Genomic DNA, 12,785 nt, shown 5'->3' with positions numbered 1-12,785 from the left:
ATTTATAAAATAAAAATGAATTTACCAAAAACAGAAACCTTAAATTTTAGTACAAAACTTGCTTATGGTGCAGGTGATCTTGGGGCGGCCATCACTGCTAATATTTTAGTATTTTATCTATTATATTTCTTTACAAATGTAGCAGGTTTAAGCGCAGGTTTAGCCGGAAGTATTTTAATGATCGGGAAAATTAGTGATGCTATTAATGATCCCATTGTAGGCATTTTAAGCGATCGAACTAGAACCCCTTTAGGAAGAAGAATACCTTGGATGTTTTGGGGAACAATTCCCTTTGGTTTAATCTATCTTTTGCAGTGGATTGTACCAAAATTTAGTGACAATGTAACTATTAATAATTGGTTATTATTTAGCTACTATGTTTTAATCGGAATTTTGTTTAATATTGCCTATACTGCGGTTAATTTACCCTATACCGCTTTAACACCGGAATTAACTCAAGATTATAACGAAAGAACTCGTTTAAATAGTTTTAGATTTTCCTTTTCAATTGGTGGTAGTATTTTATCTTTAATCTTAGCTCAAGTTATTTTTGGTGAATATAAAAATCAAGAAATAGAAGCCTATTGGATTTTAGGTTTAGTTTGTAGTTTAATCTCTATTATTGCTATTTTTTGGTCAACTTTTCGCATTCAAGAAAGGGGAAAACAACCTCTTTTAAAATCTTTATACCGTAAATATTTAGGCTATAGTTTAATCAGTTTAAGTATAATTTTATTAGGTTATTTTATTAAAGTTTTGATCACAATTCAAAGTTTAAATACTATCGCCATTACTTCTTTAATTATTTGTCTTTTATTAGGGGGATTTGGCTTAACTTTACTCGATCTAAAAACAGAAGATCACCTATTAGCTCAAGAGGTAAATGTAACAACTAAAAATATAGAAATTGAACCTCAACTTTCCTTTTTTCAACAGTTAAAAATTGCCTTTAAAAATAGAGCCTTTTTATATGTAATCGGAATCTATCTTTGCTCATGGTTAGCAGTACAATTAACCGCCTCAATTCTAATTTATTATGTGGTAAATTGGCTCAAACAACCAGAATCAACTTTTCCCATCATTGCGATCGCCGTACAGGGTACAGCCTTACTAATGTTATTTGTGTGGAAAGCGGTCAGCACAAAATTCGGCAAAAAAGCCGTTTACTTTATGGGAAGCGGAGTTTGGATTATCGCCCAAGGTGGTTTATTTTTACTACAACCAGAACAAACCAATTTAATTTATATTTTAGCAGTTTTAGTAGGATTCGGAGTATCCGTTGCCTATTTAATCCCTTGGTCAATGATCCCCGATGTCATTGAATTAGACGAATTAGAGACAGGACAAAGAAGGGAGGGGATATTTTACGGATTTATGGTTTTATTACAAAAATTTGGGTTAGCATTCGCCTTGTTTATTGTGGGAATTGCCCTCGATTTAGCAGGATTTATCGAACAAATACCAGGGCAACCGATCCCAATTCAACCTGATTCTGCTTTATTAGCAATACGTTTAGCCATTGCACCCATTCCAACTGTAGCTTTAATTGGGGGGGTAATCCTCGCATATTTTTATCCCATTACCGAGTCAGTACATCAAGAAATCAGATTAAAATTACAAGCAAAAAAAGAAAAAACAATCAATAACTAATAAAGAAAAAGTATCTTTTTTAAGCTTAATTTAAGAAAATTAATATCTATCAGATATTGATCAAATTAGGATAATAAACATAGAAATTAAAATTTAATAAGTAAGTCAAAAAAGATGAAATTTATTAGCTCAAAAATCAATTTTGCTTTAAAAAAATCTTTGGTTTACCTGATAGGAAAGACATTTTTACTATAGAAATGATATAATCAAAGATTGCTAAAATAAATTATTTAAAATAATGCCTACTTTAATCAGACAAAATTTTCCGTTAACTGCTATAGTTGGGCAGGAAGCTATTAAAACAGCCCTGCTTTTAACGGCGATCGATCCTGCCCTTGGGGGCGTGGCGATCGCCGGAAGACGTGGCACGGCTAAGTCAGTGATGGCAAGGGCGATCCATGCTCTTTTACCTCCTATTGAAATTATTAAGGGAAATATTTACCATTGCGATCCCAATAATAAGGGTGAATGGGATGATTTAACTCGTAATCAATATGGAAATATTAACGAAATTCCCACAGAAATTATCCAAGCTCCTTTTGTGCAAATTCCGTTAGGAGTGACTGAAGATCGCTTATTAGGCTCGGTAGACGTAGAAGAATCAGTGAAACAAGGTGAGCCAATTTTTCAGCCCGGCCTACTGGCACAGGCACACCGAGGAGTTTTATATATTGATGAAATTAACCTCTTAGATGATCAAATTTCTAATCAATTATTAACCGTTTTAACTGAGGGAAGAAATGTAATTGAAAGAGAGGGAATTAGTTTTTCCCATCCTTGTAGACCGTTATTAATTGCTACTTATAACCCAGAAGAAGGAGCATTAAGGGAACATTTATTAGATCGTATTGCGATCGCTTTATCGGCCGATGGGGTTTTATCCCTAGATCAAAGGGTTTCGGCGGTTGATCAAGTGATAGATTATGCAAAATCACCCTCTGATTTTATCGCCCAATATGATGAAGATATAGATGGTCTGAAAACTCAGATTATTTTAGCCAGAGAATGGTTAAAAGAAGTTAATATTAGCCGTGATCAGATCAACTATTTAGTAGAAGAAGCGATCCGAGGGGGTGTAGAAGGGCATCGTGCCGAGCTTTTCGCCGTGCGAGTAGCCAAAGCCTGTGCCGCCTTAGATGGCCGTAATAGTATTATTGCCGAAGACTTAAAAGAAGCTGTAAAACTGGTCATTGTGCCACGTTCAACCACCATTGAAGTGCCTCCCGAAGATCAAATGCAACCGCCACCACCTCCACCGCCACCACCGCAAGATGAAAACGAGCCAGAAAGTGAGGATAATGAGGATGAAGATCAAGAGGATGAGGATCAGGAAGATGAACAAAAAGAGCCTCCCGGTATTCCCGAAGAATTTGTCTTTGATATTGAGGGGGCGGTATTAGATCCAGAAGTGTTGTATTTCGCTCAAATGGCTCAAAGACAGGGTAAGTCAGGAGCCAGAAATTTGATATTTTCGGACGATCGAGGGCGATATATTAAACCGATGTTGCCCAAGGGTAAAGTGAGACGGATCGCCGTTGACGCAACCCTCAGAGCGGCCGCACCCTATCAAAAATCACGCCGTTTACGCTATCCCAACCGTAAAGTGATAGTGGAACAGGGGGATCTGCGATCGAAACGGTTAGCACGGAAAGCAGGGGCGTTGATCGTGTTTGTGGTGGATGCTTCAGGCTCAATGGCTTTAAACCGCATGAATGCGGCCAAAGGTGCGGTAATGCGACTTTTAACGGAAGCCTACGAAAATCGAGATCAGGTATCACTGATCCCATTTAGAGGAGAACAAGCAGACGTATTACTACCCCCCACTCGATCGATCACTTTAGCGAAAAAACGCCTTGAAACCCTACCCTGTGGGGGAGGTTCGCCTTTAGCACATGGCTTAACACAGGCGGTTCATGTGGGTTTAAACGCGCAGATGTCAGGTGATATTGGGCAAGTGGTGATCGTGGCTATTACAGACGGGCGAGGCAATATTCCCCTATCTCGCTCTTTAGGAGAACCCCAAGAGGAAGGGGAAAAACCCGATATTAAACAGGAATTATTAGATATTGCGGCCAAAATACGGGCTTTAAATATCAAATTATTGGTAATAGATACGGAGAAAAAATTTGTTTCTACGGGCTTTGGAAAAGAGTTGGCAAAACAAGCCGGAGGTAAATATTATCAATTACCAAAAGCCACCGATCAGGCGATCGCAGGGATGGCCAAAACCGCTATTTCTGAGATGAGATAAAAGATGAATTTGTAGGGGTGGGCAATAATTTTTAATTTAATTTTTATTAGTTAAATTGGGTAAAGCTGCCCACCTCACAATTTTAAGTTATAATTATACTAACAATAATGAAAATAACAAAATAATGAGGTTTTTATTATGACTAAATGTTCTATTCTTCTTCCTTCTAATTTTGACCAAGAAAATGATTTCAAAAAATTTAAAAAGATAGATACAGAAACATATAATACATATAGCTTAAGAACTAAACAATTATTACAGTTATTAAAAGACATAGGAGCAATAATAATTGATTCAGACACGGATATCCCTGAATGGAATAGTTTTCTCCAAGGTAATGTAGAAAATTTAGTTCCTCGTTTATTAGGTTATACCATTTACAAAAAGTAAGTTCAGGGTTAGTATAGGAATAAATTAACAGGAGCAATAGTATGTCAGGAATATCAAAAATAGAAGTAATTGAATCAGCAGATACACTAAAAAATCTCATGAAACAACAAAAAACAGCTTTGAATTTTGCCAAAGTTCAAGCTTTATATCTTTGGAAAATTCAAGTGGCTGAAACGATCAGATACTTAGCGGTAATGATGGGGCGTAGTGAGAGAACAATTTACGAATGGTTTCACTTATATAAGACGGAAGGATTAGACGCATTATTACAAGAACATAATAAAACAGGAAGACCAAAAAAACTAGAGCTAGAAACAGTGGCTCTGGTCAAAAAGAATTAAGTGAGCCTCAAGGATTTAACAGTTACCAAGAAATAAAAATATGGTTATTTACTTGTCAAGATATTGAGATAAGTTATACCACAATACATCAATTAGTGAGATACGAATTAGGGGCAAAATTAAAAGTACCACGTCCTTATCATGAGTATCAAAATGAAGGGGTAATATCCGTATTTAAAGAGTATTTACCCATAAGATTAAAAGGCATAATAGCTCAAATAAAAGAGAAATGGGGTGATACTAAAAATATTTGTTACTGGTGTCAAGATGAAACTAGATTAGGTTTTAGAACAGAATTAGGAAGGAAAATAACTTTAAAAGGAGTCAAACCAGAACAAGAATTACAATGGCATTATGACTATTATTATCTTTATGGATTAATCGAAGTAGAAAATGGCAAAAGTTTTTTCTATGAACTATCTCATTTTAATAGTGAATGCTTTGGTAAATATTTAACAGAATTTAGTAAAGAATATCCCGATGAGGTTCATATAATACAGTTAGATAATGCACCCTGTCATACTGCCAAAAAGTTAGAAGTACCTGAGAATATAATTTTGTTATTTCAACCACCTTATTGTTCAGAAGTAAATCCGATTGAAAGACTGTGGTTATATATCAAACAACAGTTAAAAAATATCTGGTTTAAGAACTTAGATGATGTCAAAAATAAAGTAGCTAATATCTTAAATAATTTACAAGAAGATTTTATCCTGTCTTTAGCAGGTTGGGATTATATTGTTAATGCTTTATCTGTGTAGCTACTTTTTGTAAATGGTATGACTTTGAAAACCCCCTGATCCTTGATCGGACGAAAATAAAAGATTCTTCGCCGATCAAAGGCAGATTTTAAAGCTAATTATTCGATATTACATTGATTAGTACCAAGCATTTCATTAATTTTATTACAAGTATTTCTGGTTTCCCTTTCTAAGTCACTGGCAACACCGTCTGGAAGTTGATTTTTTAAAGTTAAAGCTTGTTGTAAAATCGGTAAAGCCTGTTGTAATAAACTAACACTATTAGCATTTAAACCTTGTTTACGAATAATTTGACCTTTTAAATATAAAGTTTCAGGATTATTAGGTGTTATTAATAAACTACGATTAGCATATTCTAAAGCTCGATCTAAATTGTCTAAATTACGGTAAGCTACGGCAATTCCACGATAAACTAAATAATCAGGAGAAGCATGACTTTGTAATTGAGAAATAGCTTGATCGGGGCTAGAAAAAGGCAAATAAAGTGATAAATTAAGATCCATATAACCTTTAATTAAATTTAATTCAGGATCATTTGCATCAACATTTTCTGCTTTATCTATATAGGAAAAAACTTGTTGAACTTTTGGTAAAGCGGCCAAAGGGCTATCGGTTTTAAAAATATAAGTTCCCTCTAAAAAATTACCAACTGCTAAATATAAATTACCCCGAACTTCATCATTAGCTTTAATATTATTAGCTAAATCAATGGTTTTTAAAGCATAATTATGTAAGGTTTGCCAATCTTGATCTAAATAGGCTAAAGCCGCTTTTAAAGCGGGTACAAGGGGATCATTAGTTTCAGTTTGTTCAGCTTGATTAATATATTGTTCTCCTAATGGATAATTCCCTTCTTTGAAAACTGCATTAAAAGCATTTTCAGTTTTTTGTCCAATATTACGGGGATTTTGAGAGGCTAAACGAAAAGGATCTCCTGCTAAAGCAGGGGTAAGATTACTCAAAGTAACTGTTAATAAACAAGATAAAGATAGAAGTAATTTTTTGTGATTAGATAACATTGATTTGAACATTTTTGTGACAAATTAAATTATAATTATACAAGATTTAGTTTTTAAGAGCAAAAATTAGATTAAAATTTAACTCTTTCTTGAAAAGACGTAATTTTAATATTAATAGTTCCTTGATCAATTGACAATTGACAATTAACAATGGACAATTGTTAATTTAACTTGTGATCAGTCAATAATTTTTATGTTATCTTTAGAAAATTTAACCTATCATCCAGCGGCCACAACTCAACCTATTTTAAAAGACATAAATTTACAGTTAATTCCTCAACAATTAGGTTTAATTGTGGGGGCTAGTGGCTCAGGAAAAACGACTCTTTTAGAAATTTTAGCAGGGTTGGCCGAACATACCAAAGGTCATATTTATTTGCATGATCAAGAATTAACTTATTTAGAATTACAACAATTAGGCGGTTTAGTTTTTCAATTTCCTGAGCGTCATTTTTGTGGTAATACTATTTTAGAAGAATTACGTTTAGGCCATCCTGAATTGGGATCAAATGAGGTAATAGAAGCGTTAAAAGAAGTGGGTTTAGATCATCTTTCTTTAACAACTTCTCCCCATAATTTAAGTGGTGGTCAACAAAGAAGATTAGCTTTAGCGGTACAATTAATTCGTCAACCTAATTTATTATTATTAGATGAACCAACGGCCGGCCTTGACTGGTCTATGCGCATTCAATTAGCTAAATTATTAGAAAAATTAAAAACCCATTGGACTTTATTAGTTGTTACCCATGATCCCACGGAATTATTGTCGATCGCCGATCAAGTTTGGACTTTAAAACAAGGAAAACTAAATAATGAATAATTGATAATTGATCATTAATAGTTGATCATTAACTAATGACAAATAACTAATCATAAATAACCAATAAACAATGACTAATTTATTTCAAATAGCAACGGGATCAGTAATAGGTAGAGAACATCAAAGATTAGGAAAAAATAATCAAGATGGGCATTATTTTTTAAGTAATGAAAATTACACTATTGCCCTTGTTTGTGATGGTTGTGGCAGTGGTTTACATAGTGAAGTAGGGGCAAAAATCGGAGCTAAATTAATCGTTGAAACTATTGCTCAACACTTAAAAAATGGGTTAGAAAATCCTAATTTTTGGAAGGATCTTTGTTTAGAATTATTATCAAAAATAGAAGTATTTGTTAATATTTTAAGCACAGAAACAGACAGAAAAGAGTTAATTTATAATTATTTTTTATTTACGATTATCGGAGTAATTATTACCCCTCAAAAAACAGTAATTTTTGCTAGTGGCGATGGGGTAATTTTTATCAATGGAAAACAAATTTTAATCGAAAAATTTGAAAATAACGCCCCTCCCTATTTTGCTTATGGTTTACTTAATTATCCCGAATTAAGTCAATTTAAAATCTATCAAGAAATAGATACAAAAGACGTTAAATCTATTTTAATTGGTACGGATGGATTGGATGATTTAATCTTAGCAGAAACTCGTAATTTTCCGGGTAAAAATGAAAAAGTTGGGGCTATTTCTCAATTTTGGGAAAATGATAATTATTTCAAAAATCCTGATTTAATTAGACGTAAATTAAATTTAATTAATCGAGAAGTAATTAAACCTAATTGGCCTGATCAATCTTTACAAAAAGAAGTAGGTTTATTATCAGATGATACTACTTTAATCGTCATCAGAAATTTAAACAATTAACGATTAAAACTGTTAATTTGATCTTAAATTAATTTAATTGTCAATGGCGACAATGGCCTAAAGTGACTAAAAAAATAAAATCTATTACAATTATTAAAGAAACTTAACATTTTTAGACAAATCAAGATATGGTAACAATTTCCCAACCTTCTACAACCGAAAAATCCTATAGTCAAGAAGACTGGAAACAAGGCTACGAGTCGCAAAAGGGCGAATATTCCTATTGGATCGATCGTGTGGAAGGGCAAATTCCCCCCGACTTAGAAGGCACTTTATTTCGCAATGGGCCGGGCGCTTTAGATGTTCATGGTACACCTGTACGCCATCCCTTTGACGGTGACGGCATGATCACAGCGATCGCCTTTAAAGAGGGTAAAGCTTATTTTCAAAATCGTTTTGTCAAAACTAAAGAGTTTTTAGAAGAACAAAAAGCGGGTAAAATGCTGTATCGTGGGGTATTTGGCTCACAAAAACCCGGCGGTTTATTTAATAATATTTTTGATATTAAGCTGAAAAATATCGCTAATACTAATGTTATTTATTGGGGAAATAAATTATTAGCTTTATGGGAGGCCGCCCAGCCCTATCGCCTTGATCCTTATACCTTAGAGACTTTAGGCTTAGATAATTTAGACGGTGCTTTAAAAAATGGCGAAGCTTTTAGCGCCCACCCTTGGGTGGATCCCCACTGTGAAATGGATAACGGCGATCCCTGTTTAGTTAATTTTGCGATCGCACCTGGCCCTCAAACTAAAATTAATATTTTTGAAATGTCACCTAGTGGTAAGGTTTTACGCCGTCATAGTCATACAGTTAAGGGCTTTGCCTTTATCCATGATTTTGCCATTACCCCTAATTATTGTATCTTTTTTCAAAATCCCGTTAGTTATAATCCTTTTCCATTTTTATTAGGTTTAAAAGGTGCGGGAGAATGTTTAGAATTTCGCAAAGATCAACCCACTTCAATTATTGTTATACCCCGTAAAGCTCCCTATCAGAATGTACAAGTATTTGAAGCTCAAGCCGGATTTATTTTCCATCACGTTAACGCTTTTGAAAAGGATGATCAGACTCTTTGTATTGATTCCGTTTGTTATGGTGAATTGAGTCAAATTAACCCTAAAGGAAGTTATAAAGATGTGGATTTTTCGAGCATTGCACCGGGGCAAATTTGGCGTTTTCAAGTAAACTTAAAAGAGCAAAAAGTAGACAAAGAAATGATCGATCCTTGGTGTGTTGAATTTCCCGTGATTCATCCTGAGAAAGTGGGGCGAGATTACCGTTATCTTTACATCGGAGCAACTCATAATCCTGAGATTAATGCACCTTTGCAGGGACTCTTAAAGCTCGATTTACTCACAAAAGAGCGTCAATTTTATTCCTTTGCCCCGAAAGGTTTTAGCGGCGAACCAATTTTTGTGCCAAAACCTAACGCTCAGAAAGAAGATGAGGGTTATGTCTTAGTTTTATCCTATAACTCAGCCTCTCATTCCTCAGATTTAGCGATTTTTGATGCTCAAAATATTAATCAAGGAGCGATCGCCACCTTAAAACTTAATCAACATATCCCCTACGGTTTACATGGTAGTTGGAGTGAGGAAATTTTTATTCCTCCAATGTCTGATTGCTAATATAATTAAGATAAAAGATAGGTGGGGGTGAACAGCAGTTCATCCCTATGGTTTGGAAATACAAAAAAGAACAAAACAATAAAAAAATCGGTTAAAACCGATTAATTTATGTTGATAAAAATGTCAGAAAAAATTAAATTGAATCTCTAACTTTTTGATCAATTAATATTCCCTGAGAATTGAATAATTCAATCTGTAAAGGCATTTGGCCGGCTGCATGGGTGGAACAACTTAAACAGGGATCATAACAACGAATACCGGCCTCCACACGATTTAAAAAACCTTCAGGTATTTCCTCACTTTTAATATAATATTCGGCAATTTGTTTAACAGTTTTATTCATAGCTAAATTATTATTGCCCGTTGCTACAATTAAATTAACTTTTTGAATTAAACCTTGACGATCTACTTGATAATGGTGGAATAATGTGCCTCTTGGGGCTTCACTGACTCCTATTCCCTCAAGTTGATTAACTGAGGCTCTGGCACGAGTTAGGGGATCCTGTACATCAGGATCATCTACTAACTGCTCAATTTGCTCGATCGCTGCTAAAATTTCGATTAAACGGGCATAATGATAGAAAAAGGAAGAAGTCGCTACACCCCCCGCCAAAAAGCGAAACTGGAATAACTCCTTATCGGCCGCAGGTGTCCCCATCTGGCTACAAATATTAATTCTGGCAAGGGGGCCTACTCGATAGATACCGTCTGGATAACCCATCGGTTTATAATAGGGGAATTTCAAATAAGACCAAGGTTCAACTGCTTCTCCAATAAAATCTCGATAATCGTCTTCACTCAGATTATCCGCTACAATTTTACCATTACTATCTACAAATCTTAAATGACCTCCGTAGTGTTCCCATTCACCATTTTTCCCCACTAATCCCATAAATAAGGAGGGAAATTTGCCAAAAACAGAAACTTCATCGGATAATTTCGGTAATAACTCTTTAAATAATTTTAAAGCCGCATCAATAGCTTCTCTTGCTTCGGGTAAACGCTCTTTAATCCACTGTTTACCCTCATTTGATAAAGGTGTTCTGACCCCACCCGGCACAGCCCAAGCAGAGTGAATTTTTTTCGTGCCTAAAATTTCTAAAATGGTTTGTCCAAACTGACGTAAACGGATGCCCATTCTAGCTAAATCAGGATCGGCGGCCATTAAGCCAAAAACATTACGAGTGGCCGGATCGCTATCCCATCCTAAGAGAAAATCAGGGCTACTGAGATGGAAAAATGAGAGGGCGTGAGATTGGGTAATTTGTGCTAAATTCATCATCCGGCGCAGTTTTTCCCCTGCGATCGGGATTTCAACTCCTAATAATTTATCCCCTGTTTTAGCGGAGGCTAGAAGATGACTAACGGGGCAAATGCCACAGATACGGGAGGTAATACCTGCCATTTCATACATCGGGCGACCCTCACAAAAACGCTCAAATCCTCTAAATTCAACCACATGAAATCTAGCATCGGAAACTTTTCCCTGATCATCTAAAAAGATGGAGATTTTAGCGTGTCCCTCAATACGAGTTACGGGATCAATAACAACAGTTTTAGCCATAATTTTTACCTTAATTATTATTAGTTATTCGTTATTTTTTTACAGGCAAGATGCCCGTCTTATGGGTTATTGTTTATTTGTTTTTGTTGTTAACTATCAACTAATTGCTGGTCATTGATCACTGGTTACTGGTCACTGAAATTATCCACTGCACCAATTATCTAACATTAAAGATTCTCGAAGTTCGGGGTATTCTTCAATATATTCTTCAAAAGCAGTTTTATTTAGTTTTTGGCCTTGTTGAAAAGCCGCTTCTGCTTGTAAAGCTTCTACTTTTTGCCATGCTTTTAAACAGTGCTGGGAATCAATATTTTCTTGATTAGATAAAGCTTTTGCTTCTTCAATTGCGAGGGCAATTTTTTCTTGAAAAATTTTAGCTTGTGGTTGATATAAAAAGTTACTTTTCTTTAAAAGATCGTCTTCTGAAATAATGCCAATTAAGTGATCTTTAATCACAGGAGCGGCACTAATTCCTGTATTTTTAAATAATCTAGCAATGTATTCTAATCCTAAACTGGGATTAATCACAATACAAGGTTTGGTCATTATTTCATATACTCTAATCTGAGATGGATCTAAACCATAAGCAATCACTTTATTAATAATATCGGTACGGGTAATAATGCCATAGGCATCATGATCATTTCGCCGTTCAATAATTAAAGTATTGACATTATTTTCCTCCATTAATTTAACGGCTTTAGTAATTTTAGCGACTCCTTGAATTGTAATTACTTTTGGAGTCATAATTTCGATTGCTGTAATCATTAATTAAGTAATAAGTGGGAAGTAATAAGTAATAAGTAATAAGTGGAAATTGGAAATTAATAAAATTAACGGTTAATTGTTAATTATCCATTAATTTATTAGCCAAATTTCAACATTTCTCGCCCTTCCATGACAGGAGTTTTGCCATTAACTAAAGCTTCTAAAGCTTCTTTAATGCGTGGGGCAGGGGGGGGACAACCCGGAATAAATAGATCTACGTCTATAATTTCATGGAGGGGGCTAACCCGATCTAATAAAGGGGGAACGATCCCAGGTTCGTTTGGTAACTGAGGAGTGACATTCCCTAGCTCTAAATAAGCCCTTCTCAAAACATGATCGGACTTTCCTAACATATTGCGCATGGCGGGAACATTGGCGGTAATGGCACAATCTCCAAAGGAAATGACAATTTTGCTTCTTTCCCTGATTTGATAGGCTAGTTCGAGATTTTCTTCATTGGCGATCGCCCCTTCAACCAGAGTTACGTCCACTTGATCGGGAAACTCCTTCACATCGGCGATCGGGCTATAAACAACATCCACATATTTGGCAAGTTCAAATAGCCATTCATCCAAATCTAAAAAACTCATGTGACAGCCCGAACATCCGGCCAACCAAACTGTTGCAACTTTAATTTTACTCATAATAATTTAGTTATTAATTATTTGTTAGCTATCAATAGTCACTCATTACTCATTACTGATTACTGG

10 protein-coding genes and 1 pseudogene are annotated in these 12,785 nt (G+C 35.0%); 7 read left to right on the top strand and 4 right to left on the bottom strand.

Annotated elements, in window-relative coordinates; translation table 11 throughout:
- Positions 1 to 15: 15 nt before the first annotated feature.
- From Anndu_RS02190 to Anndu_RS02175, 4 genes and pseudogenes are all read left to right on the top strand, one after another.
- The gene (locus Anndu_RS02190; RefSeq protein ID WP_464102795.1) at positions 16 to 1,650 is read left to right on the top strand and encodes an MFS transporter; all 1,635 of its coding nucleotides are present in this window, start codon (positions 16 to 18) and stop codon (positions 1,648 to 1,650) included.
- A gap of 238 nt (positions 1,651 to 1,888) precedes the next feature.
- A complete protein-coding gene (bchD, locus tag Anndu_RS02185; protein WP_464102794.1) occupies positions 1,889 to 3,901 on the top strand; it encodes a magnesium chelatase ATPase subunit D in 2,013 nt (670 codons plus the stop codon).
- Positions 3,902 to 4,039: 138 nt separating this feature from the next.
- Entirely contained in the window at positions 4,040 to 4,291 is a 252-nt protein-coding gene (locus tag Anndu_RS02180; RefSeq protein WP_464102793.1) for a hypothetical protein, read from the top strand.
- A 41-nt stretch (positions 4,292 to 4,332) separates the two neighbouring features.
- A pseudogene (locus Anndu_RS02175) lies at positions 4,333 to 5,393 on the top strand (IS630 family transposase).
- Between the two features lie 98 nt (positions 5,394 to 5,491).
- On the opposite strand, the gene Anndu_RS02170 reads toward Anndu_RS02175, so the two are convergent.
- On the bottom strand, positions 5,492 to 6,355 hold the full coding sequence (locus Anndu_RS02170; RefSeq protein WP_464102792.1) for a Sll0314/Alr1548 family TPR repeat-containing protein: 864 nt from the start codon (positions 6,353 to 6,355) through the stop codon (positions 5,492 to 5,494).
- Between the two features lie 250 nt (positions 6,356 to 6,605).
- Here Anndu_RS02170 and Anndu_RS02165 point away from each other — a divergent pair, with 250 nt between their 5' ends.
- The 3 genes from Anndu_RS02165 to Anndu_RS02155 all read left to right on the top strand — a co-directional run bounded on the left by Anndu_RS02165 (position 6,606) and on the right by Anndu_RS02155 (position 9,743).
- Positions 6,606 to 7,232 carry an ABC transporter ATP-binding protein gene (locus Anndu_RS02165; protein ID WP_464102791.1) on the top strand — a complete coding sequence of 209 codons (627 nt, stop codon included), beginning with the start codon at positions 6,606 to 6,608 and terminating at the stop codon, positions 7,230 to 7,232.
- A 70-nt stretch (positions 7,233 to 7,302) separates the two neighbouring features.
- Positions 7,303 to 8,112, top strand: a complete 810-nt coding sequence (locus Anndu_RS02160; RefSeq protein ID WP_464102790.1) for a protein phosphatase 2C domain-containing protein — start codon at positions 7,303 to 7,305, stop codon at positions 8,110 to 8,112.
- 128 nt (positions 8,113 to 8,240) lie between these two features.
- Positions 8,241 to 9,743 (top strand): carotenoid oxygenase family protein, encoded by a 1,503-nt coding sequence (locus Anndu_RS02155; protein ID WP_464102789.1) that lies wholly within the window; start codon positions 8,241 to 8,243, stop codon positions 9,741 to 9,743.
- 133 nt (positions 9,744 to 9,876) lie between these two features.
- On the opposite strand, the gene Anndu_RS02150 is transcribed toward Anndu_RS02155, so the two are convergent.
- The 3 genes from Anndu_RS02150 to Anndu_RS02140 all read right to left on the bottom strand — a co-directional run bounded on the left by Anndu_RS02150 (position 9,877) and on the right by Anndu_RS02140 (position 12,719).
- Positions 9,877 to 11,307 (bottom strand): Ni/Fe hydrogenase subunit alpha, encoded by a 1,431-nt coding sequence (locus Anndu_RS02150; RefSeq protein WP_464102788.1) that lies wholly within the window; start codon positions 11,305 to 11,307, stop codon positions 9,877 to 9,879.
- Positions 11,308 to 11,448: 141 nt separating this feature from the next.
- Positions 11,449 to 12,054, bottom strand: a complete 606-nt coding sequence (locus Anndu_RS02145) for a CBS domain-containing protein (protein ID WP_464102787.1) — start codon at positions 12,052 to 12,054, stop codon at positions 11,449 to 11,451.
- A 119-nt stretch (positions 12,055 to 12,173) separates the two neighbouring features.
- Complete coding sequence (locus Anndu_RS02140) at positions 12,174 to 12,719, bottom strand: NADH-quinone oxidoreductase subunit B family protein (protein WP_464102786.1); 546 nt, start codon at positions 12,717 to 12,719, stop codon at positions 12,174 to 12,176.
- Between the last annotated feature and the right edge of the window lie 66 nt (positions 12,720 to 12,785).

Source organism: Annamia dubia NIES-4383 (assembly GCF_055394725.1).
This window is presented reverse-complemented; position numbering and strand designations above follow the sequence as displayed.

What these genes read in the sequence shown, in the direction of transcription:
- Anndu_RS02190 (WP_464102795.1), top strand. Translation starts at nt 16, where the DNA reads ATGAATTTACCAAAAACAGAAACCTTAAATTTTAGTACAAAACTTGCT.
- bchD (WP_464102794.1), top strand. Translation starts at nt 1,889, where the DNA reads ATGCCTACTTTAATCAGACAAAATTTTCCGTTAACTGCTATAGTTGGG.
- Anndu_RS02180 (WP_464102793.1), top strand. Translation starts at nt 4,040, where the DNA reads ATGACTAAATGTTCTATTCTTCTTCCTTCTAATTTTGACCAAGAAAAT.
- Anndu_RS02165 (WP_464102791.1), top strand. Translation starts at nt 6,606, where the DNA reads ATGTTATCTTTAGAAAATTTAACCTATCATCCAGCGGCCACAACTCAA.
- Anndu_RS02160 (WP_464102790.1), top strand. Translation starts at nt 7,303, where the DNA reads ATGACTAATTTATTTCAAATAGCAACGGGATCAGTAATAGGTAGAGAA.
- Anndu_RS02155 (WP_464102789.1), top strand. Translation starts at nt 8,241, where the DNA reads ATGGTAACAATTTCCCAACCTTCTACAACCGAAAAATCCTATAGTCAA.
- Anndu_RS02150 (WP_464102788.1), bottom strand. Translation starts at nt 11,307, where the DNA reads ATGGCTAAAACTGTTGTTATTGATCCCGTAACTCGTATTGAGGGACAC.
- Anndu_RS02145 (WP_464102787.1), bottom strand. Translation starts at nt 12,054, where the DNA reads ATGACTCCAAAAGTAATTACAATTCAAGGAGTCGCTAAAATTACTAAA.
- Anndu_RS02140 (WP_464102786.1), bottom strand. Translation starts at nt 12,719, where the DNA reads ATGAGTAAAATTAAAGTTGCAACAGTTTGGTTGGCCGGATGTTCGGGC.